The 20373-nt window shown below is 63.5% G+C and carries 20 protein-coding genes; 12 read left to right on the top strand and 8 right to left on the bottom strand.

Translation table 11 applies throughout. The annotated features are described in order from the left end of the window. Positions 1-69: 69 nt before the first annotated feature. From ACN0X7_RS19520 to flbT, 3 genes are all read right to left on the bottom strand, one after another. Entirely contained in the window at positions 70-828 is a 759-nt protein-coding gene (locus ACN0X7_RS19520; protein WP_417520152.1) for a glutathione S-transferase family protein, read from the bottom strand. 61 nt (positions 829-889) lie between these two features. Next, positions 890-1249 (bottom strand): flagellar biosynthesis regulator FlaF, encoded by a 360-nt coding sequence (flaF, locus tag ACN0X7_RS19515; RefSeq protein WP_417520151.1) that lies wholly within the window; start codon positions 1247-1249, stop codon positions 890-892. Beyond that, the gene (flbT, locus tag ACN0X7_RS19510) at positions 1230-1634 is read right to left on the bottom strand and encodes a flagellar biosynthesis repressor FlbT (protein WP_417520150.1); all 405 of its coding nucleotides are present in this window, start codon (positions 1632-1634) and stop codon (positions 1230-1232) included. Before flbT ends, flaF begins: the two co-directional genes overlap by 20 nt. A gap of 208 nt (positions 1635-1842) precedes the next feature. On the opposite strand from flbT, the gene ACN0X7_RS19505 reads away from it, so the two are divergent. The 11 genes from ACN0X7_RS19505 to ACN0X7_RS19455 are packed head-to-tail and all read left to right on the top strand — an operon-like array spanning position 1843 to position 15145. Further along, entirely contained in the window at positions 1843-3615 is a 1773-nt protein-coding gene (locus tag ACN0X7_RS19505; protein ID WP_417520149.1) for a tetratricopeptide repeat protein, read from the top strand. Between the two features lie 3 nt (positions 3616-3618). Further along, a complete protein-coding gene (locus ACN0X7_RS19500; RefSeq protein ID WP_417520148.1) occupies positions 3619-4308 on the top strand; it encodes a cytidylyltransferase domain-containing protein in 690 nt (229 codons plus the stop codon). Beyond that, the gene (locus ACN0X7_RS19495; RefSeq protein WP_417520147.1) at positions 4305-5318 is read left to right on the top strand and encodes a Gfo/Idh/MocA family protein; all 1014 of its coding nucleotides are present in this window, start codon (positions 4305-4307) and stop codon (positions 5316-5318) included. Before ACN0X7_RS19500 ends, ACN0X7_RS19495 begins: the two co-directional genes overlap by 4 nt. Continuing rightward, positions 5287-6465 (top strand): DegT/DnrJ/EryC1/StrS family aminotransferase, encoded by a 1179-nt coding sequence (locus ACN0X7_RS19490; protein ID WP_417520146.1) that lies wholly within the window; start codon positions 5287-5289, stop codon positions 6463-6465. The genes ACN0X7_RS19495 and ACN0X7_RS19490 overlap by 32 nt, the downstream gene beginning before the upstream one ends. After that, entirely contained in the window at positions 6455-7546 is a 1092-nt protein-coding gene (locus tag ACN0X7_RS19485; RefSeq protein WP_417520145.1) for an NAD-dependent epimerase/dehydratase family protein, read from the top strand. Before ACN0X7_RS19490 ends, ACN0X7_RS19485 begins: the two co-directional genes overlap by 11 nt. Positions 7547-7560: 14 nt before the next feature. Further along, complete coding sequence (locus tag ACN0X7_RS19480) at positions 7561-8241, top strand: GNAT family N-acetyltransferase (RefSeq protein ID WP_417520144.1); 681 nt, start codon at positions 7561-7563, stop codon at positions 8239-8241. A gap of 5 nt (positions 8242-8246) precedes the next feature. Further along, positions 8247-9263: an N-acetylneuraminate synthase family protein gene (locus ACN0X7_RS19475; RefSeq protein WP_417520143.1), complete on the top strand. Its 1017-nt coding sequence runs from the start codon at positions 8247-8249 to the stop codon at positions 9261-9263. A gap of 6 nt (positions 9264-9269) precedes the next feature. Then, positions 9270-11093 (top strand): asparagine synthase (glutamine-hydrolyzing), encoded by a 1824-nt coding sequence (gene asnB / locus ACN0X7_RS19470; protein WP_417520142.1) that lies wholly within the window; start codon positions 9270-9272, stop codon positions 11091-11093. Beyond that, positions 11090-12241 (top strand): N-acetyl sugar amidotransferase, encoded by a 1152-nt coding sequence (locus tag ACN0X7_RS19465; RefSeq protein ID WP_417520141.1) that lies wholly within the window; start codon positions 11090-11092, stop codon positions 12239-12241. Before asnB ends, ACN0X7_RS19465 begins: the two co-directional genes overlap by 4 nt. Beyond that, complete coding sequence (locus ACN0X7_RS19460) at positions 12238-12582, top strand: hypothetical protein (RefSeq protein ID WP_417520140.1); 345 nt, start codon at positions 12238-12240, stop codon at positions 12580-12582. Before ACN0X7_RS19465 ends, ACN0X7_RS19460 begins: the two co-directional genes overlap by 4 nt. After that, entirely contained in the window at positions 12563-15145 is a 2583-nt protein-coding gene (locus tag ACN0X7_RS19455; RefSeq protein ID WP_417520139.1) for an AMP-binding protein, read from the top strand. Before ACN0X7_RS19460 ends, ACN0X7_RS19455 begins: the two co-directional genes overlap by 20 nt. A 3-nt stretch (positions 15146-15148) precedes the next feature. Here the strand turns inward: ACN0X7_RS19455 and gshB are convergent, their stop codons facing one another. From gshB to rsmI, 5 genes are all read right to left on the bottom strand, one after another. Further along, positions 15149-16090 (bottom strand): glutathione synthase, encoded by a 942-nt coding sequence (gshB, locus tag ACN0X7_RS19450; RefSeq protein WP_417520138.1) that lies wholly within the window; start codon positions 16088-16090, stop codon positions 15149-15151. Between the two features lie 78 nt (positions 16091-16168). Beyond that, on the bottom strand, positions 16169-16966 hold the full coding sequence (locus tag ACN0X7_RS19445; protein ID WP_417520137.1) for a SirB1 family protein: 798 nt from the start codon (positions 16964-16966) through the stop codon (positions 16169-16171). Positions 16967-16976: 10 nt separating this feature from the next. Further along, positions 16977-17588 carry a BON domain-containing protein gene (locus ACN0X7_RS19440; protein ID WP_417520136.1) on the bottom strand — a complete coding sequence of 204 codons (612 nt, stop codon included), beginning with the start codon at positions 17586-17588 and terminating at the stop codon, positions 16977-16979. 70 nt (positions 17589-17658) lie between these two features. After that, on the bottom strand, positions 17659-18033 hold the full coding sequence (locus tag ACN0X7_RS19435) for a YraN family protein (RefSeq protein ID WP_417520135.1): 375 nt from the start codon (positions 18031-18033) through the stop codon (positions 17659-17661). Beyond that, positions 18020-18838, bottom strand: coding sequence for a 16S rRNA (cytidine(1402)-2'-O)-methyltransferase (gene rsmI, locus ACN0X7_RS19430; protein WP_417520134.1), 819 nt, complete (start codon positions 18836-18838; stop codon positions 18020-18022). Before rsmI ends, ACN0X7_RS19435 begins: the two co-directional genes overlap by 14 nt. A 77-nt stretch (positions 18839-18915) precedes the next feature. Between rsmI and ACN0X7_RS19425 the strand changes: the two genes are divergently transcribed. Beyond that, positions 18916-20337, top strand: a complete 1422-nt coding sequence (locus ACN0X7_RS19425) for a penicillin-binding protein activator (protein ID WP_417520133.1) — start codon at positions 18916-18918, stop codon at positions 20335-20337. Positions 20338-20373 lie beyond the last annotated feature (36 nt).

The following is a 20373-nucleotide window of genomic DNA, read 5'->3' as shown; positions in this document are numbered from 1 at the left end:
ATCACGCCAAAGGAGTGCGCCAACTACATCACCAATGCAGGATACGCTTCAATCTAATATTGGAACGCTCTAAAGCGGCACGGGCAGTTCCAGGAATTCCTCGTAGATGCGATCGCGATGCGCCAGCAGCGCGGACGACGCGGCGGCCTTCACGTCATCGGCGGCAGATTCCCATGTCGGCCGCATGCGCGGGTTCATGGGCAGCTTGTCTTCCGGCAGGGGTGCGACGAGGTTGATGAACACGGCCAGATAGATGTCTGCCGCCGTCAGCCGGTCACCGACCAGATAGTCCCGCCCTTCGATCCGTGCCGAGAGCCCCTGCAAAATGTCCATGACCCGGGCGCGATAGTCCTCGCCATCGCGATAGCCGTACTTGCGGGACAGGAACTTGCCGATCTTCGGATGAAAGCCTTCCGCACCGTCGCTTTCAAAACCCTGGCGGACCAGCATGTTTCGCGCCGCCCAGCCGAGTCCCATCTCGCCTGCGAGTTCCTGGCAGATACCGAACACCAGCGCGCGCTCTTCCCAGTCCGAAGGCAGCAGCGGCGTGTCCGGCGCAAGCCGTTCCGCGAGCAGCAGGATCTCCACCCAGCCCGTGCGCAGCGGTTCGTCATCGAACGCGACAACGGGTACCGACGAATTGCCCGCCCATGCGGCAATGGCATTCTCGGGGTCGTCCTCAGACTGCGCGGCGTACTGGCAGTCGATACCCTTGACGTGGAACAGGCCCTTGGCGGCCTCCGTCCACGGGCTGGGAATACCGCGCAGGCAGGCCATGCGCAGACCCGGCGCCTGACGGGCCTCGGTAATTGAAACGAAACGCGACATTGATTTCTCCCCGAATGATGTTCAGGAGAAACCTATCGCACGGGACGGGGAAATAAAGCGCTCAGGCCGCAGCGGGGCGTTGCGCCAGACCTTCCATGATGGTCCGGTTGACCTCGATCAGATCGTCGAGCGTCTCCACACCGCGCATCACACCGCTGGAGTGACGATCCACCCAGATCGCCAGGGAGATGATCGACGCGCGGGTCTGTTCAGGCAGGGCGTTGCCTTCTCGCGAACAGTCGGCGAGCAGGGTCGACCACAGCCGCTTGTTGCGATGAACGGCATTGATCACCTCCGGCGCGTGCCGGGGCAGATCCTTGGCGTCCATCAGCCGCCGGGTGATCTCGGCAAAAAGCCTGTATTCGGTATCGCGCGGATTCTCGGCGACGCGCTGCGCCTTGCTATACGCCTGCAGGCTCATAGTTCAGTCTCTCTTTCTCGAATTCGAGCAGGCGCCGGCACAGTGTCAGACCTTTGTAGTACTGACGCTCCATGACGCACTGGCTGATAGCGACACATGTCGCCAGGGCATCAGGATCGCTGATCGCCCCCATGAACTCCGACATACGGCGAACGAATTCTTCGTAAAAGCGCGGCCGGACCTTTTCGTCGAGATACATCGTCATGATGGCGAAGTAGATGCGCTTCGCCGGCGTGTCGACATCCTCGGCCTTCATGATGTCCCGTTCTCTCAGGATCGACGCCTTGTTGTGCAGGACGAGGGTTGCCCGCCTGTCGCCATTGGCGATGACGGCTCCGTTGATCACAAACTTCTCTGCCGGTTTCAGCGTGAGTTTCAGGGCCATGTCGTCCGCAGCCGGTCGCCCGGCCCTCCCGAGATTGAGAACAGTCGTTCCGCCGCGATTCACCACGACGGTCTGCAGACAATGGGCTGCGCTGGTTGAATTATCGTTAACGCCGCTTGAAGATTTTAAGATGAATGGGCCCTTAACCCTTAATTAGGGCTGATTGGCTTTGATGGCCGCAGTTTGAAACTGCTGCACGAGCTCACAAATGCCCCGCGCCACCAGCCTGAAGAAAAAGCCCGCACAGACCGCAGGACCGTCCGTACACAATGCCATCCTGCAGGGCGACACGATGCAGTTCCTGAAGGTTCTGGAGCGGGTACCGAAAGACAAGTCGCCCACGCGAAGCGAACTGAAACGTTCGATCCAGCACCTGTCGAAAGGCAACAGGTACGCGAATGCCGGGCAGTTCAGCGATGCCGCCGCCGAGTTCCTGCGCGCGCACTGCCTCGATCCGAAGAACGGCGACACCCTGCTGGTCCTGGGCAACAACCTGCGATACGCGGGCAATATCCAGGCGGCGATCCACGTGATGGAACGCGCGCTGGAGGTTGCGGGCGAGGATCCCGAGCTGATCTACGGCATCGGCCAGCTGGCGCAGGATCTGGACATGCTCGACGCGGCGGAACGCCTGTACGCCATGGTCATGCAACAGCGCCCCGACGATCCGCGCGGCCCCTCCGCCATCGCCGCCATCAAGCGCGCGAAGGGCAAGTACGACGAGGCGATCGACACGCTGAAGTTCGCCGTCGAGCAGAACGTCGAGGATCATACCCTCTGGCAGGCGCTCGCCGTGACCGTGGCCGAGGAGCGCGGCGCGGATGCCGCCCGCCCGTTCTTCGACGAGGCACTGCGCCTTCAGCCCGACTATGACATCGCCTACTCCAACCTCGGTCACGCCTATTCCTCGGAAGGCCGGTTCGAGGAATCCCTGCCCTTCCTGCGCAAGTCGGTCGAACTGCGCCACGACGATCCGGACACGCATTTCTCTTTCGCGTCATCGCTCCTGGGCGTCGGCGAAATGGTGGAAGGCTGGAAGGAATACGAATGGCGGCTGGACCGCCGCCGCCGCGATTCGGTGGTGTTCGTGCACGATCTGCCGCGCTGGCAGGGCGAGGACATCTCCGACAAGACGATCCTGATCTGCGACGAGCAGGGTATCGGCGACGCCATCATCTTCGGCAGCGCCTACCAGGATGTGATCGACCGTGCGGGCCAGGTCATCATCGAATGCGACCATCGGCTGGTCACCTGGTTCCAGCGTTCGTTCCCCGACGCGATCGTGCACCGCCATGTCAGCTTCCGGTCGAACGCCAAGATCCACCGCCACTACGGCTGGCTGAAGGATGAAGGCATCCCCACTCCGGACCTGCACATTCCGTCCGGGTCGATCTTCGCGCTGACGCGCACCACCATGGACAGTTTTGCGCGGCATGGTGCCTATCTGACGCCCGACCCTGAGCGCGTTGCCTACTGGAAAGACCGGATGGTCCATCTGGACGGACCGAAGATCGGCCTCTGCTGGTCGGGCGGTTTCATCACCCCGATCCGTGCCAAGGGCTACATGTCGCTGATGGATTTCAAACCCTTCTTCGACCTGCAGGACAAGGGCGCGCATTTCGTCAACTGCATGTATCGCGACGCCTCAGAAGACTGCGCCCGCCTGAAGGACGAACAGGGCGTCATCATCCACGACTTCGATGGCATCGACCGTCGCAATCAGCTGGACGAGGCCGCAGCCTACACTGCAGCGCTCGACTTCGTCGTATCGATCTCCTCTTCCCCGGTGGCGATTGCCGGGGCCATGGGTATTCCCGCCGTGACCTTGCTCCACAAGCCTGACCGTTTCCACTTCGGCGCCGGAGTCGAGCCGTGGTTTCCGCGGACGGACATCTTCGTCGCAGAGCGGCCGGGCGAGTGGCCCGCCAAACCCTGTGGGGAAGCCCGTGCGCGCACCGGCGAACGACTGGGCCTCGACTGAGACATGGATGCGCTCGTCCCGATCATCGTTCAGGCCCGCACCGGCTCCTCACGCTGTCCGGCGAAGGTCATGCGCACGGTCGCAGGCCGCAGGCTGATCGACTACACGCTGGATGCGCTGGAACTCTGCCGTGCGGGCCGTCCCCTGATCGTCGCCACGTCCGACGATCCGCTGGACGATGCGCTGGCCGCCCATTGCGCCGCACGCCTGACGCCGGTCATCCGTGGACCGCTGCACGACGTGGCGGGACGGTTCCGGGTGGTTCTGGAGCAGTTCCCCGTCACCGCATTCGTGCGCGTGTCGGGCGACAGCCCGCTGATCGATCACCGGCTGGTCGATCGGGCCGTGGATATCTTCCGGACACAGAAACCCGATCTGGTGTCGAACGTGGTCGAACGCACCTACCCCAAGGGCCAGTCGGTCGAGGTGATACGTGCCGCCGCATTTCTGGAGGCCGAAGCCGACATGGACAATGCGTCGGACCGTGAACATGTCACCCCGGTCTTCTACCGGAACGCGGACCGCTACGACATCGTCTCCCTGAAAGCGGACCGGAACCTGGGACAGGCCTCCATGGTGATCGATACCGAACAGGAATTCAGCCGGTTCCGTTCCTTCGCCCACAAGCTTGAGCAACCCGCCTGGCGCTATCGCTGGCATGAACTGGCACCCCGCATCGCGGAGGCCGGATGAACGCGCATCCCATGCTGAAGGCCGGCGTGATCGGGCTCGGGGTCGGCGAACGCCACATCTCGGGCTACGAGCGGCATCCGAACTGCCGGGTGACCCGCCTCGCCGATTTCTGCGCCGAAAAACGCGCCGAGGTTGCCAAGCGGCATCCCGAACGCCGCATGACCGACAGCGCCGCCGACGTGCTGGACGACCCGGAGATCGATATCGTCTCCATCGCCAGCTACGACCAGCACCACTTCGATCAGGTGATGCACGCGCTGGATCGCGGCAAGCACATCTTCGTGGAAAAGCCGCTGGTGCTGACTGAAGAGCATGCGCGACAGGTCCGCGAGAAGCTGCGTGGCAGTCCGCATCTGCGGATTTCATCGAACCTGATCCTGCGGCGCTGTCCCCGCTTCATCTGGCTGCGCGAGCAGATCCGGTCCGGTGCCTTCGGGCAGATATTCCACATCGACGCCGACTACCAGTACGGCCGCATCCACAAACTGCTGAGCGGCTGGCGGGGCGAATTGCCGGGCTACTCGCTGGTGATGGGCGGCGCGGTTCACATGGTCGATCTGGTGCTCTGGCTGACCGGCGACAGACCCGTCGAGGTCACCGCCTTCGGCAATCGCATCGCCACGGCAGGCAGCGCGTTTACCAACTTCGATCTGGTGCGGGCGCTGATCCGGTTCGAGAGCGGGCTGGTGGTTTCCGCAGGCTGCAACGGCGGCTGTGTGCACCCGCATTTTCACAAGCTGGAAGTCTATGGCACCGAAGCCAGCTTCGTTAACGGTTTGGAAAGTGCGTTTGTTTACCGTTCCCGTGATCCCGGCACAGTGCCGGAAACCATTACGGAGGCGTATCCCGGTGTCGACAAGGGTGATCTGCTGGAAGATTTCGTTGAAGCGGTGCTGCATGACCGCGAACCGGAGGTAGGACAGGATGCCGTATTCAATGCCCTCGCCCTCTGCTTCGCCATCGAACGCGCAGCCCATAGTGGCAGACCCGAACCCGTCCGCGACATCTGACCTGCCCCCCATCCACTTCGGACGTCCGATCCTGGGCGACGAAGAACGCGACGCGGTCATGGAAGTCCTCCACAGCCCGCAGCTGGTGCACGGCCCCCGTGCCGAACAGTTCGAGCGTGACTTCCAGACCTGGTGCGGTGGCGGCGAGGCCATCACGGTTTCGTCCTGCACCGCCGGCCTGCACCTCGGCTATTTCCAGATGAAGCTCGGTCCCGGCGACGAGGTCATCGTGCCCGCCCAGACCCATGCGGCAACTGCGCATTCTGTCGAATATGTCGGCGCGACTCCCGTATTCGTGGATGCCGAACCGCTGACCGGCAACATCGATATCGATCGGCTGGAGGCGGCGATTACCGGTCGCACGCGCGCCATCTCGGTCGTCCATTATCTGGGCATGCCCGTCGATATGGACCGCGTGATGGCCATCGCGGCAAAACACGGCCTGCCCGTCATCGAGGACGCCGCACTGGCCATCGGTTCCTACGTCAACGGCGTTCATGCCGGTCTGATCGGCGATCTTGGCTGCTTCAGCTTCTACCCGGTCAAGCACATGACCACGGCAGAGGGCGGCATGTTCCTGACCCGCGACGACGCCATCGCGGGCCGCGTCCGCCGCCAGAAGGCCTTTGGTCTGGACAAGACCGTCGTCGAACGGTCCGAGCCCGGCATCTACGATGTCACCCAGCTCGGCTTCAACTACCGCATGAACGAACTGCAGGCCGCCATCGGTATCGAGCAGCTGAAACGCATTCCCGGTTTCCTGGCGGCGCGCCACGCCAACTACTGGCGTCTGGAGGCGGGCCTGAAGGAAATCGACGAGATCGACCTGTTCCGCTCCTCGCACGATCACCTGGAGAGCAGCCACTATTGTCTGAGCGTGATCCTGAAGGGTCCCGCCGAGGGGCGCCGTTCGGACATCGTGCAGGCGCTGAAGGATCGCGGGATCGGCAGTTCGGTCTATTACCCCGGCCCTGTTCCGGGCCTCACCTATTACCGCGAGAGATACGGGCTGGACCCGGCGGATTTCCCCGTCGCGTCCCGCATCAGCAACCAGTCGATCGCCCTGCCGGTCGGTCCCCACCTCGACGAGGCGGATATGGACCGCATTGCCCGGTCGTTGAAGGAGGCCATTCACGATGTCATCTGAAACTCACCCGCTTGCGGGCAAGAAGGTCGTCATCATCGGCGGCGCGGGCTTCATCGGCCACAACATGGCGCTGAAGATGAAGTCAGAAGGGGTCGATGTGTCGGTCGTCGACAGCCTTGGCGTCAACAACTATTACGCCATCGAGCGCGAGCGCTATACCAACCCGAACGGCGAGGTTTACCTGAACTTCATCAAGCAGCGGATGAACCTGCTGCATGCGGCGCGCATTCCCTTCGTCGAGATCGACGCGCGCGATTATCACGGCCTGTCGGAAGCCATGGAAGACCTGAACCCCGATGCCATCGTGCATCTGGCGGCGGTGGCCCACGCCAACCGGTCGAACAAGGACCCCTATTCGACCTTCGATCATTCGCTGCGCACGCTGGAGAACGCGCTGGATGTCGCGCGCTCGTCGCGGCTGAACGTCGAACGCTTCGTCTATTTCTCCTCCTCGATGGTCTACGGCACGTTTGCCGATGGCGTGGTCGATGAAGAGACGTCCTGCAACCCGATGGGCATCTACGGCGCGCTGAAGTTCGCGGGCGAGAAGATGGTGATCGCCTACAATCAGGTTTTCGACCTGCCCTTCACCATCATTCGCCCCTCGGCCCTCTATGGCGAACGCTGCGTCAGCCGCCGCGTCGGACAGGCCCTGATCGAGAACGCCATGCGCGGCAACAGGCTGACCATCAATGGCGACGGTTCCGACTGCCTCGACTTCACCTATGTGCAGGATCTGATCGGCGGCGTGATGGGCGCACTGTCCAGCACCGACGCGGCGAACGAGATATTCAACCTGACCTACGGTTCGGCCCGATCGCTGAACCAGATGGTCGATATCATCCGCGACCATTTCCCCGGGATCGAGGTGCAGCACAACGAACGTGACAGCCTGATGCCCGAACGCGGCACGCTGAACGTCGACAAGGCCCGCTCGCTGATCGGCTACGACCCGCAATACCCCCTGGAGCGCGGCTTCGTGGATTATATCAACTGGTACAAGGGCAACTGGGACGACCTGAACCAGGGTGCGGTCGATGCGGGTCAGGTGGTCTATCTGACGCGGCGTGCCTGGGCGTGAACATCGAGGCCGGCATGGTACTGAAGCCGGATCCCTGGCTTGGCGGATTCCTCGGCAAGGATGCCTGGCACCTCAGCGTGTCGGATCCCGTCGAGACCTCCGTCCCCCTGCCCTCCGCGACGCCCTGCTTCGTCGACGTCAAGGTGCCGGTCAACGAGATCGTCACGGCCAACCGCATGCAGGCCGCCGGATTCCGGCTGATCGACACCAACATCCAGCTTGAACGACCGAGTTGGCCGGTCGCACGCAGCCGCACGGCCCGATTCGCGCTTGAACCGGATCGCGATGCGATCGAACGCATTGCCGGGTCCAGCTTCACAACCTCCCGCTTTCATCTGGATCCGGAGATTTCGAAGGAAGCGGCCGACGCGATCAAGCGCGAATGGGCGGGGAACTTCTTTGCCGGTGCCCGGGGCACACACATGGTGGTTTCCCAGCAGGGCGAGGAAATCGCTGGCTTCCTGCAGCTGATCCAGCAGGCGGAAACGCTTGTCATCGACCTCATTGCCGTCGATGCACGCTTTCGCGGCAAGGGACTGGCGCGGGACATGATTGCCTTTGCCGAGAATCACATTCCGGGCGTCGAGCGCCTGAAAGTCGGCACACAGGCTGCCAACGCGCAGTCGCTGCACGCCTACGTCGCGAACAAGTTCCAGTTCATGACAGCCACCTACATCTTCCATTTTCACGGATAGAAACCATGCGGATCGGCAATCTGGAGACGGCGGACAGGGCATTTGTCATCGCCGAGGTCGGCAACAACCACGAAGGCGATTTCGGCCTGGCGCGCGAGATGGTGCACCTGGCCGCGGATGCCGGTGTCGATGCCGTCAAGTTCCAGACCTTCCGGACCGAACAGTTCATCGCGCGCGATGACGAAGTCCGGTTCCAGAGGCTGAAGGGGTTCGAGCTGTCCCATGACCAGTTCGCCGAACTGGGCGAAGAGGCCCGCAAGGTCGGCCTGATCTTCATCTCCACGCCGCTCGACATGGAGAGCGCCGCGTTCCTCAACGAGCACGTCGACGCCTTCAAGATCGCCAGTTCCGACAACAACTTCTGGCCGTTGATCGACCATGTGGCGGGTACCGGCAAGCCGATGATCTTCTCGACGGGGCTCGCCGATCTGGATGAGATCGCAGCGGTTCGGGCACGCGTCACAGCGCACTGGCAGACGACCGGATCCGGCAATCCCGGCCTCGGCATCCTGCATTGTGTTTCCGCCTACCCGACCCCGCCCGAAGCCGCCAATCTGCGCGCCATGACGGTCATGCAGGCCGCCCTGCCGGACTGCGCCGTCGGCTATTCCGATCACACGCAGGGAATCGACGCGGCGGTCGCGGCGGTGGCCATGGGTGCGCAGATCGTCGAAAAGCATTTCACGATCGCGCACGACCACTCGGATTTCCGGGACCATCAGCTGTCGGCCGATCCGGCGGAGATGACGGAACTGGTCCGGCGCATCCGGCTGACCGAAACCCTGCTGGGGTCGGGCACCGTCGGCATGGCCGAGTGCGAGCAGGACAATGCGCCCCTGATCCGCCGCTCCATCGCCGCCCGCCGGCCGCTTGCCGCAGGCCACACCGTCACGGCTGACGATCTGATCTGGGTGCGTCCGGGCGATGGTATGGCCCCCGGTGCGGAGGCATCCGTGATCGGCAAGACCCTGCAGACCTCTCTCAACACGGGCGACCGCTTCGTGCCCGCCGCACTGAACTGAACCGGTATGTGCGGGATCGCAGGACATGTCGGCCTGGCACCGCCCACGCCCTGCCGCATGGATGCGGCGCTGGATGCGCTGCGACGCCGGGGGCCCGACGCGAACGGAACCTTTCAGGTCCGCCAGGGTGCGAATACAGTCTCTCTGCTGCACACGCGCCTCGCGATCATCGATCTGGACCGCCGCGCCGATCAGCCGTTCCGTCGCGACGGCCTGACCCTGGCCTTCAATGGCGAGATCTACAATCACGTCGAAGTCCGGCGCGCGCTTGAAACGCGGGGTGTGCACTTCACCACACGCTCGGACACCGAAGTGCTGCTGGAAGCCTACCGCCACTGGGGCGAGGACTGCGTGGATCATCTGGAAGGCATGTGGGCCTTCGCGCTGTACGATGCGGAACGTCGGCGGCTGTTCATTTCCCGCGACCCGTTCGGTGAGAAGCCGCTTCTGTGGCAGCAGACGGACAACGGCTTCTGGTTCGCCTCCGAAATCGATGCGCTCTGCCGCTTGCAGGGCCGCCGCGCACAGGTGAACACGGAGACCGTGCGCCGGTTTCTGGTGAACGGCTACAAGTCGCTCTACAAATCCGCCGACCTGTTTCATCAGGACATCAAAGAACTGCCCGCCGGTCACAACCTGACCGTCGGCGGCAACGGCGATATCACGGTGCGCCAGTACTGGCGGCCCGGCTATCGACCCAACCCTGCGATGACGTTCGATCAGGCTGCCGAGGGAATCCGCCATCATCTGGACGAAAGCATGCGGCTCCGGCTGCGCGCCGACGTGCCGATCGCATTCTGTCTCAGCGGCGGTGTGGACAGCGCGGCGCTCGCATCCTTCGCCGCGAAACGGCATCAGGCCGACATCACCGCCTTTTCGATCATCGACCCCGATCCCCGGTATGACGAGAGCGACAACATTCGCGCCACCGTTCGGGATCTCGGATGCACGCATCATGAAATCCGGCTGACGCAATCCTCCGATCTGGACCGGTTCTCCGATCTGATCGCCTATCACGGCAAACCGGTCGCAACGGCTTCCTACTACGTCCACGCGATGCTGTCGCAAGCCATGCAGGCGGAAGGCTTCAAGGTGGCCGTCTCCGGCACCGGAGCCGACGAACTGGTCAGCGGCTACTACGACCACTTCAACCTGCATCTGCATGCCATGCGCGGACACCCCGACCGGGCGCAGCGCATTGCGGAGTGGCAGGCCCACCTTTCACCGATCGTGCGGAATCCGCATCTCCGGAAGCCGCTGCTCTATGACGAGGATCCGGCATTTCGCGGGCACATCTACCTGAACGCGGATATCTTTTCGGACTATCTGACCGAGCCGTTCCAGGAAGCCTTCTCGGAAGCCGGTCTGAGCGACGATCTGTTGCGCAACCGCATGCTGAACGAGCTCTGCCACGAGGCGGTCCCCATCATCCTGCGCGAGGACGACCTGAATTCGATGCGCAGTTCGGTCGAGAACCGCAGCCCCTACCTGGATCGCGCGCTGTGTGATTTCGCCTACACGATCCCGCCGGAACATCTGATCCGCGACGGCTACGCCAAGGCACCGCTGCGCGCGGCGTCGAAAGGCATCCTGAACGACGCGGTTCGGCTCGACCGGCACAAGAAGGGCTTCAATGCAGCTTTCCGCAGCCTGTTCGATCTCGACAATCCGAAGACGCGCGAGCGCATTCTGGACGACGGGCCGATCTTCGACCTGGTGAAGCGGGACCGGATCGAGGACGCGATGCGCCAGCAGGACCTGCCGAACAGCTTCTCCAAGTTCCTCTTCTCCTTCGTTTCCGCGAAACTGTTCATGGAGCAATGGGCATGAGCGTCACCTTCTGTCAGTCCTGCGTCCTGCCCGACAGCCGGCCCGGCATCCGGATCGGCACCGACGGGATCTGCAACGCCTGTCACGGACATACGGCAAACCGGCAGACCATCGACTGGCATGCACGCGAGAACGAATTGTCGGCGATCGTCGATGACGCCGTCGGCCGCAAGGCCGGATACGACTGCATCGTTCCGGTCTCCGGCGGGAAGGACAGCTTCTGGCAGGTCATCCGATGCCAGCAGCTCGGCATGAAGGTTCTGGCCGTGACCTGGAAATCGCCGGGGCGGAATGCGCTCGGCCAGGCCAACCTCGATGCCCTGGTCAGGCTGGGCGTCGATCACATCGATTTCTCCATCGATCCGTCCGTTGAATCCCGCTTCATGCGCAAGACCCTGATCGAGACCGGATCGAGCGCGGTGCCGATGCATCTGGCCATCTTCGCGATCCCGATGAAGCTGGCCGTCCGGTTTCGCATTCCGCTGATCGTCTGGGGCGAGAGCCCGTTCATGGAATATGGCGGCAACGAAGGCGACAGTGACCTGAACCTTCTGAACCACGCCTGGCTGAAACGGCACGGCATCCTGCAGGGCCGCGAGGCACTGGACTGGATCGGTGACGATCTGACGGCGGCGGACCTCGAACCCTACTGCCCGCCGTCCGAAGCCGGATTTCAGGCGGCGGACGTACGCTCGATCTTCCTGGGCTACTATCTGCCCTGGGATCCCGAAACCAGCCTGCGCGCCGCCGAAGCGCACGGCTTCCAGCGACGCGTCGAAGGCCCCAAGATCGGGCTGTACGATTATGCCGACATCGATTGCGACTTCATCTCGGTGCATCACTGGTTCAAGTGGGCCAAGTTCGGCTTCACCCGGCTGTTCGACAATCTGTCTCTGGAGATCCGCAACGGACGCATGACCCGCGACGAGGCGCTGGCGACGATCCGCCGGCTGGGCCATCAGAAACCGGTCGCGGATATCGAAAGGGCCTGCGCCTTCATGGGCATCACGTCCGGAGAGTTCGCGGCGCTGGAGGAAAAATTCCGTAACCGCGATATCTGGTCGATGCAGGATGGCCGATGGATCATCGACGGTTTCCCCATTGCCGAATGGGTCTGGGAGCGCCCGGTGCTGGAGGAAGCCGCATGAGACTGGCGGCCAAATCGCCCCCGCGCGTGTTCAGACCTGCACCCGGCGTCGCGATCAGCGACTGTGGCGATCTGGAACTCGCACCGGACGAGCAAGTGACAATGGTGACCCGAAGCGGCAAGCGCATGGACGTGGCCGCCAAGGATTTCGGTTTCTATGCGACGCCGTCGGTCAACGGCCGGCTGCGCAACGAGGGCTTCAAGACTGCCCTGGTCCGCAACAGGATCGGACAGATCTACATCATGGTCGTCGATGTCGACCGGCGCGGCGATTTCGACCGCTATTGCAACAGCGAACAGCAGACCGTTCTGGAATGGCTCGATGAACGCCCCCTGGACTGAAGATACCGTCCAGGGCGTCCTCGCTGCCAACCGCCTGCGGATGGGCGATGCGGCGTTTCTGACGCTGGTTCAGTCAGACGGCAGCGAGCAGTCGCTCTCCTATGACACCCTGATGACCCGCGCCGAATGCTGGGCCGGGAACCTGTCGACCGCCGGTATCCGGCAGGGGGATCGCGTCGTCGTCATTCATCGGCATGGACTGGATCTCTACGCGGCCTACATCGGTGCCATCCTGATGGGCGCAGTGCCATCCATGTTCGCCCATCCCTCGCCCAAGCTGTCCGAAGCGGTCTATTTCGAGACCATCGAGGCCCTGCTGGCGGGCAGCAAGGCGCGCGCGCTGGTAACCTGTACCGAGGTGGCCGAAAAGCTGATGCCGCTGGTGCACCGCCTGCCCACCTTCGAGACGCTGCTGACCGATGGCGATATCGATCCGTCGGTGACCGCGTTTGAAACGCCGGCCGTCGCCCCTGACGATCCGGCCTTCCTGCAATATTCGTCGGGCACGACCGGCCTGAAGAAGGGCGTCGTCATCAGCCACCGCGCCCTGCTCTGGCAAATCGAGACCTATGGCAACGCGATTGAAGCCGGTACCCGCGACACCATCATTTCCTGGCTGCCGCTCTATCACGACATGGGTTTGATCTCCTGCCTGTTCCTGCCGCTGATCCGGCGGTGCAGGCTGGTCGCCATGTCCCCGTTCGACTGGGTGCGCCGTCCGGGGATGTGGCCCGAGGCCGTGACCCGGCACCGCGGCACCCTAAGCTGGCTGCCCAACTTCGCCTATCTCTTCATGGCGAGGAATGTCCCCGAAGGTGCCTTCGATCTGTCCAGCCTGCGCGGCGTCGTGAACTGTTCGGAACCGGTCACGCAACAGGCGCATGAGGCCTTCATCGATCGCTTCGCGGCTCAGGGACTGACGACCGACGCGCTCGCCGCTTCCTATGCCATGGCCGAAACCGTCTTCGCCGTCACTTCCGGGGGGTTCGATGACCCACTCAGGACCATCGAGCACGACGGCCGCGTGATCGTCTCATCCGGCAGGATCCTGCCCGACACCGATGTCCGCATCCTTGCCGAAGATGGCCGCGATCTTCCCGATGGCGAGACCGGCGAGATCGAGATTGCCGCCCCCTGCCTGTTCAGCGGCTACGACAACAACCGGGATGCCACGCAGGCCGCGCTGAACGACAACCGCTATCGCAGCGGCGATCTGGGGTTTCTGCAGGACGGCCACCTGTTCGTCACGGGCCGCAAGCGGGACCTGATCATCATCGGCGGCAAGAACATCTATCCGCACGACATCGAGGCGCTGACGGAGACCATCTCCGGCGTGCTTCCGGGTCGCTCGGTGGCGCTGGGGAAACGGGACGAAGGCAGCGGCACGGAACAACTGATCGTGCTCGCCGAGAGCGATGCACCCGCGGCCGGGCACGCGGCGCTGATCGATGCCATCCGATCCGCCATTGCCGGGGCAACCGAAGTCAATCCCAACGACATCCGTATCGTCCCCCCGCGATGGCTGCGCAAATCGACGTCGGGCAAGATCGCGCGCGCGGCCAATCTGGAACGTTATCTGGAGGAACTGAGCTCGGCAGCGTCACCTGACCTCGCGCCGGCCATTGGCCCGTCAGGCCTCAGGGAACGGGTCCGGCGGCTGGTCATCGATCAGGTGCTGGACGGGCAGCGTGTAGACGACGATACGTCGCTGATCCGCGCCGGGCGGATCGACAGCTTTTCCATCGTCAATCTGATCCTGACGATCGAACGGGCGTTCGGACTGAGCCTGCCCGAATCCATCGTCAGCCGGACGGACTGTCTGGATACGATCCAGGCCATCGCCGAAACCGTCGAACGGCTGCAGGCCGGGATCACGGACGAGGATGCGGACACCGACTTCGATCTGGCCGACGTTCCCATGGTCTCGGATACGCCGGTTGCCCTGCCAACGGGGCGTGCGGGCTTCTGGACGTGGTACTATCGGCTCACGTTTCGCAGACATGGCATCCGCTACGGCAAGGGCCTGCGCGTGCTGGGGCCGATCCTGCTGCGGCTGGACGGCAACGCACGCAACATGCGCTTCGGCGACGGCGTCACCATCATGCCGGGCGCAGACCTGAAGATCCGCGAGAACGGCAAGCTGACGGTCGGAGACGGCTGCGCCATCGATACGATGGCCCGTCTGGTGGCCGCCAATGATGCCGAGATCAGGCTCGGCGACCGCTCGCAGATCGCCTTCGCGTCCATCATCAATGCGGGCGAGAATGTCACCATCGGGCGGGACACGGCGACCGCCGGGCACTGCACCATCATCGCCTCGGAGCATCTCTACACCGGTCCGGAACCGATCATGAGCCAGGGCTACCGGCACGAACCCGTGCTGATCGGCGCGGACGTCTGGCTGGCGTCCAATGTGCTGGTGACACCCGGATCGAAGATCGGCAACGGGGCGGTCATCTCCGCCCGCTCGACGGTTGCGGGCACCATCCGGCCCTACGCGCTGGCCGCAGGCGCGCCGGCCCGCATCATTGGCTCCCGCCTGAAAGGCGGACCGCAAGACTGAGCGTTACGCGCGTTTCGCTTCGATGGCGTCCCAGATCAGACCGGAGAGGTTCGATCCGTCATAGCGGTCGATCTCCTGGATACCTGTCGGGCTGGTCACATTGATCTCGGTCATCAGACCGCCGATGACATCAATCCCGACGAAGATCATCCCGCGCGTCTTCAGTTCAGGGCCGATGCGTTTGCAGATCTCGATCTCGCGGTCCGTGAGCACGGACTGCAGAGGCCTGCCGCCGACATGCATGTTCGACCGCGCCTCCCCCTCGGCGGGCACGCGATTGATGGCACCGACCGGCTCGCCGTCGACCAGGATGATACGCTTGTCGCCCTCACGAACGGCGGGCAGGAATTTCTGCGCGATGACGGGTTCGCGAAACATCAGGCTGAAGGTCTCCAGCAGCGAGCTCAGGTTCTCATCGCCCGGCTTGATGTGGAACACGCCTGCGCCGCCGTTGCCGTAGAGCGGCTTGACGATGATGTCCTTGTGCTCGGCATAGAAGTCCCGGATCATCCGCTCGTCCCGGGTGATCAGGGTTTCCGGCATCAGGTCGGCGAACAGGGTGACAAAGATCTTCTCGGGCGCATTGCGGACCTCGGCGGGATCGTTGACCACCAGCGTCTGCGGGTGAATGCGCTCCAGCAGCCATGTGGTCGTCAGATAGGCCATGTCATAGGGCGGATCCTGTCGCAGCAGCACCACATCCATCATCGACAGGTCGACGATCCGGTCCTCGCCCAGCGTGAAATGATTGCCCTGTTCGCGACGCACCTCGACGGACCGGACACGCGCCCGCACCTCGCCGCCCGTCCAGGCCAGTTCACTCGGCAGGTAGAAATACAGTTCGTGTCCGCGCTTCGCCGCTTCCAGCATCAGGGCAAAGGTCGAATCGGCATTGATGTCGATGGCGTGGATCGGGTCCATCTGGACCGCGACTTTGAGGCTCATGCACGGAAACTCCTGTTAGTGCGACAGGCACCCTGACGCTGGGTGCGATGATAGGGCGGCTGTCACGCCGGTCAAAGATCAGTTCAGACGCCGGCCAAGAGCCAGGCGGGCTTCGGCCATTGTCTGAAGGGCGGTTTCGTCCGGCGCATGGTCCGCCCCCTCCTCCAGCAGCGCAATCGCGCGGCGCATGTTCCCCTGCCCCGCCATGATGCCCGACCATTCCAGCCAGATGCTGCTCGTCGCCGGTGCGAACAGGCTCATGCGGCGCAGGATCTCCAGCGCCCGGTCCGTATCGCCGGCCTGCAGCGCCCGTATCTTTATGTTGTTCTGCAACCGCACGATCACATGACGGACGGCCGTGCTGGCCATGTAGCTGGGGTGCAGCCGGGCCTCGCCGCCCGCCATGTGGGCCAGCATCGCCTTCATGTCAGACGGCTGCACGACCTGACCGCCGCCGAACGGGTCGATGATCTCATGTCCGTCCCCGTTGCGCAGCCGCAGCAGAAAATGCCCCGGGAAATTGATCCCCGTGATGTCCCAGCCCAGCGTCCGCCCCGCGTGAATATACAGCAGCCCCAGCGCGACGGGCAGGCCGCGCCGGCGCTCGATCACCGCGGCGATGTCGGCGTTCCGCATGTCGTCATAGGTTTCCGAATCGCCCAGATAGCCGAGTTCGCCGGCAAGCCGACGCGACAGTTCGCCAGCCAGTGGCGTCTGTTCGGAAATGCCCTCCGCCAGACTTTCCAGATGTGTGCGTTCAGCCGTGAAGTCCCGACCGGGGTGATCCGCCGCCGACAATGCGATCAGCGTCTCGGCAATATCCAGATCGTCGTCGTCCTGAAACGACTGACGCTCCAGAACAGCCTGCCAGTCCATCGCCAGGGCCTTAGCTATTGCGGCGCGGGTCGTCTTTCAGGCGAACATAGCTTTCCACCTTCTTGACCCCGTCGATCGAACGGGCGTGATCGATCACGCGATCCAGTTCTTCCTGGGACTGGGCGATGCCGATCAGATAGACGACCTGACTGACGGTCTCGATGGAATAGTTGATGCCCAGGATGTCGGCGTCGCCGACCATCTTGGCGCGCAACTCGTTGGAGATGCGGACATCCGACGCGTACGATCCCAGCCCGCCTTCCGACGTGACCTGAATGGCGTTTGCCACTTCCTTCACGCCATTCGTCTTCCAGGCCAGTTCCTCGGCGCGCAGCCGGGCCTCGGGTTTCTCGACCTTGCCGGTCAGCAGGACCCGGCCCTCGACCACTTCCAGGTCGACATCGCGGAACAGGCGCAGACTGTCGTCGAACAGCTTCGCGCTGATCTTGGTCGCGATGGTCGTGTCATCGATGGCATCTCCGATGGACCGCTCCTGCGCGACACCGATGCCCGCCGCAGCACCGCCGCCGATCAGCGCACCGGCACATCCCGATACCCCGCCCAGCGCCAGCAATGCGGCGGCAATCGTCAAGGCACGTATCTGTCTGGCTTCAATGTTCATGGAACCTGTTCCCGATCTGAGCGAATCACTGAGCGGATTCTACCCTGATATGGTCTGCCTGTAAGGCTTTCTAGGCGCGCCAGGCATCACGCACGTGAGAGGGCATCCGGCCCGCGGCCATCAGGATCAGATCGATACGATAGCTTTCCACATCGGTTCCGTAGCGTCCTGAAGCCGCGAGGAACGTGGCGGCGCGTGCGATCCGCTCCTGCTGTCGGCGGGTAACGGCAAGGCCCGGCGGCACCGCGCCCGCCCTGCGTTTCACCTCGACGAATATCACAGTCTTGCCACGGCGCATGACGAGGTCGACCTCCCCCATCGGCGTCTGCACGTTGCGCGCCAGCAGGCGATAGCCTTTCATCCGGAGGAACATGCCGGCCAGCCATTCGGTGCGCCGGCCCGCTTTCTGGGCCTGCTGACGGGATCGCGTGTCAGGCCCGGTCATCGCCTTCTTTCAGTCGCATCGCACGACGATAGATTTCCCGTCGGTTGAGACCGCTTTCTCCCGCGACCAGATCCACGGCGGCACGCGGTGACTGTTCGGACATCAGCGCGAGCAGTTGCCTGTCGATGTCATCCCAGTCCGTTTCAGCCTCGGCACCCCAGCCGACCAGAACGACGATCTCCCCTCTCGGATCATCCTCCGCCGCGTAGCGCTCCACCAGTTCGGAAAGCGTGCCATGGCGGGTCTCCTCGTACATCTTGGTCAGTTCGCGCGCGACGACGGCGGGCCGGTCTCCCAGCACTGCCTTCAGATCACGCAGCAGCGCCTTCAACCTGCGCGGCGACTCATAGAAGACCAGCGTCGCGCGGACTTTCGCGACCTCGTCGATGAACGTCTTTCGCGCGGCGCTCCTGGGGGGCGCAAACCCCAGAAAGAGGAAACGGTCCGTCGGCAGTCCCGAGATCGAAAGTGCCGCCGTCACGGCCGAGGGACCGGGAACGACGAAAACGGGACTGCCCTGCTCCCGGGCGGCATCCACAAGCTTGTAACCGGGATCGGAGATCAGGGGCGTCCCCGCGTCACTGGTCAGTGCGATCACCTGTCCCTCGGCCAGCCGCGCCAGAATCGCGGGACGTACTTTCGCCGCATTGTGATCGGAATAATTCTCCACCTTCGGATTTGCGCCGATGTGTCGGAGCAGCTTTCCCGCCACTCTCCGGTCCTCGGCCAGCAGAAGATCGGCGTGGGAAATGACATGGCGTGCACGGTCGGAAACATCACCGAGATTGCCGATCGGGGTCGCCACGACGTAAAGTCCCGGTTGCGGTCGGAAACCTTCCGCCTGTTTGTCGCGTTCAGGTTGATCTTTGTTTGGGTGTTTCAATGAATCGTTTTGCATTTGGGCTGAGCCGCTTCCTTTTGCTGCCACTGCTTGTCGCACCGCTTCTGATCGCAGGCTGCGAGAACACGGCAGGCAACAAGCCTACCACCGACACCGCTGCGGCGGCAAAGCCGACCCCCCGTCAGCAACAGCCAAAACCCGAACCCCTGCCGCCGGGCCTCCAGACGGGCGGGCTCGATGACATCGAGACCAACAGGGCGAAGGATTCGCTCGATTCCCTCTATGCCCTGAACCGGCCCGAAGGCGAACAGGCCCCCCTGCGTGTGGCCGTTCTGCTGCCGCTCTCGGGCATTGCGGCGGGCGCGGGCGACATCATGCTCAAGGCGGCGCAGCTTGCCGTCTTCGATTCCGGCGAGAAGCGGCTGATGCTGATGCCGCATGACACGAAATCGACGCCCGAAGGGGCCATCGCTGCCGCCGAGGCAGCGGACGCCGACGGCGCGCAACTGGTTCTTGGCCCGTTGTTCGGCGATCACGTACAGCCGGTGGCCCAGGTGATGGCACCAAAGAACATACCGGTGCTCGCATTCTCCAACGATCAGTCGGCAGCCGGCAATGGTGCGGCCATTCTGGGCCTGACCCCGGAGTCCGAGTTGCGTCGGATGCTCAGTTACGCCGGTCAGCGCGGGCTTCGGCGGATCGCGGCTTTTCTGCCCGATTCCGACTACGGCTATCTGGTCGCCGAGAAGATCCGGTCTCTGGCCCCGCAGCTCGGTCTGGAGGCTGCGCGGATCAATCACTATCCCGCAGGCGCCCAGGCGAGCGATGACGCCCTGCTTCAGGCGGCGCGAAGCTTTGCCAGCTATGACGCGCGACGTTCGGCGCTGGCGCGCGAGCGCTCGAAACTGCAGTCGCGGGGCGACAGCATCTCGCGACGCGCGCTCGCCCGGCTTTCCGGTTCGGACACCTTCGGCGCACCGCCCTATGACGCCGTTCTGCTGGCCGAACCCCGCAACCGGCTGCCGACGATCGCCCCCCTGCTCGCCTTCTATGACGTGGACCCGAAAAGAGTTCAGTTCCTCGGCATGAGCAGCTGGTACGGCGACGGATTGGGACGGGAACCGTCCCTGGTCGGATCCTGGTTCACCGGCCCGGACCCGGAGCAGTACGAAGCCCTGATGAAGCGCTATTCCGAAAAGTACAACATGTACCCGGGGCGTCTGGCGGCCCTTGCCTATGACGCCGTCGCGGTGGCGGCCGATCTCGTCGGGAGCGTCGGACCCGAGGGCCGGATCACGTCCGACCAGATCCTGCTGTCCAGCGGATATGCCGCCTACTACGGACCGTTTCGCGTGAACCGTGAGGGCACCACGGATCGCCTGCTTTCGATCATCCAGATCGACCCGGACGGACTGACCGTGATCGATCGCGCACCGGCGACGTTCGACACCCTCACCAATTGAGGGGCCGGGACAGCCAGCAGGTACGGTTCGGGGCGC

The organism is Minwuia sp. (assembly GCF_048263705.1).
Classification (GTDB): domain Bacteria; phylum Pseudomonadota; class Alphaproteobacteria; order Minwuiales; family Minwuiaceae; genus Minwuia.
The sequence above is the reverse complement of the archived record's forward strand: the minus strand, read 5'-3'. Positions and strand labels throughout refer to the sequence as shown.

Excerpts from the sequence above, each read along its gene's own strand:
- ACN0X7_RS19520 (WP_417520152.1), bottom strand. The coding sequence starts at position 828 with ATGTCGCGTTTCGTTTCAATTACCGAGGCCCGTCAGGCGCCGGGTCTG.
- flaF (WP_417520151.1), bottom strand. The coding sequence starts at position 1,249 with ATGAGCCTGCAGGCGTATAGCAAGGCGCAGCGCGTCGCCGAGAATCCG.
- flbT (WP_417520150.1), bottom strand. The coding sequence starts at position 1,634 with ATGGCCCTGAAACTCACGCTGAAACCGGCAGAGAAGTTTGTGATCAAC.
- ACN0X7_RS19505 (WP_417520149.1), top strand. The coding sequence starts at position 1,843 with ATGCCCCGCGCCACCAGCCTGAAGAAAAAGCCCGCACAGACCGCAGGA.
- ACN0X7_RS19500 (WP_417520148.1), top strand. The coding sequence starts at position 3,619 with ATGGATGCGCTCGTCCCGATCATCGTTCAGGCCCGCACCGGCTCCTCA.
- ACN0X7_RS19495 (WP_417520147.1), top strand. The coding sequence starts at position 4,305 with ATGAACGCGCATCCCATGCTGAAGGCCGGCGTGATCGGGCTCGGGGTC.
- ACN0X7_RS19485 (WP_417520145.1), top strand. The coding sequence starts at position 6,455 with ATGTCATCTGAAACTCACCCGCTTGCGGGCAAGAAGGTCGTCATCATC.
- ACN0X7_RS19480 (WP_417520144.1), top strand. The coding sequence starts at position 7,561 with ATGGTACTGAAGCCGGATCCCTGGCTTGGCGGATTCCTCGGCAAGGAT.
- ACN0X7_RS19475 (WP_417520143.1), top strand. The coding sequence starts at position 8,247 with ATGCGGATCGGCAATCTGGAGACGGCGGACAGGGCATTTGTCATCGCC.
- asnB (WP_417520142.1), top strand. The coding sequence starts at position 9,270 with ATGTGCGGGATCGCAGGACATGTCGGCCTGGCACCGCCCACGCCCTGC.
- ACN0X7_RS19465 (WP_417520141.1), top strand. The coding sequence starts at position 11,090 with ATGAGCGTCACCTTCTGTCAGTCCTGCGTCCTGCCCGACAGCCGGCCC.
- ACN0X7_RS19460 (WP_417520140.1), top strand. The coding sequence starts at position 12,238 with ATGAGACTGGCGGCCAAATCGCCCCCGCGCGTGTTCAGACCTGCACCC.
- ACN0X7_RS19455 (WP_417520139.1), top strand. The coding sequence starts at position 12,563 with ATGAACGCCCCCTGGACTGAAGATACCGTCCAGGGCGTCCTCGCTGCC.
- gshB (WP_417520138.1), bottom strand. The coding sequence starts at position 16,090 with ATGAGCCTCAAAGTCGCGGTCCAGATGGACCCGATCCACGCCATCGAC.
- ACN0X7_RS19445 (WP_417520137.1), bottom strand. The coding sequence starts at position 16,966 with ATGGACTGGCAGGCTGTTCTGGAGCGTCAGTCGTTTCAGGACGACGAC.
- ACN0X7_RS19440 (WP_417520136.1), bottom strand. The coding sequence starts at position 17,588 with ATGAACATTGAAGCCAGACAGATACGTGCCTTGACGATTGCCGCCGCA.
- ACN0X7_RS19435 (WP_417520135.1), bottom strand. The coding sequence starts at position 18,033 with ATGACCGGGCCTGACACGCGATCCCGTCAGCAGGCCCAGAAAGCGGGC.
- ACN0X7_RS19425 (WP_417520133.1), top strand. The coding sequence starts at position 18,916 with ATGAATCGTTTTGCATTTGGGCTGAGCCGCTTCCTTTTGCTGCCACTG.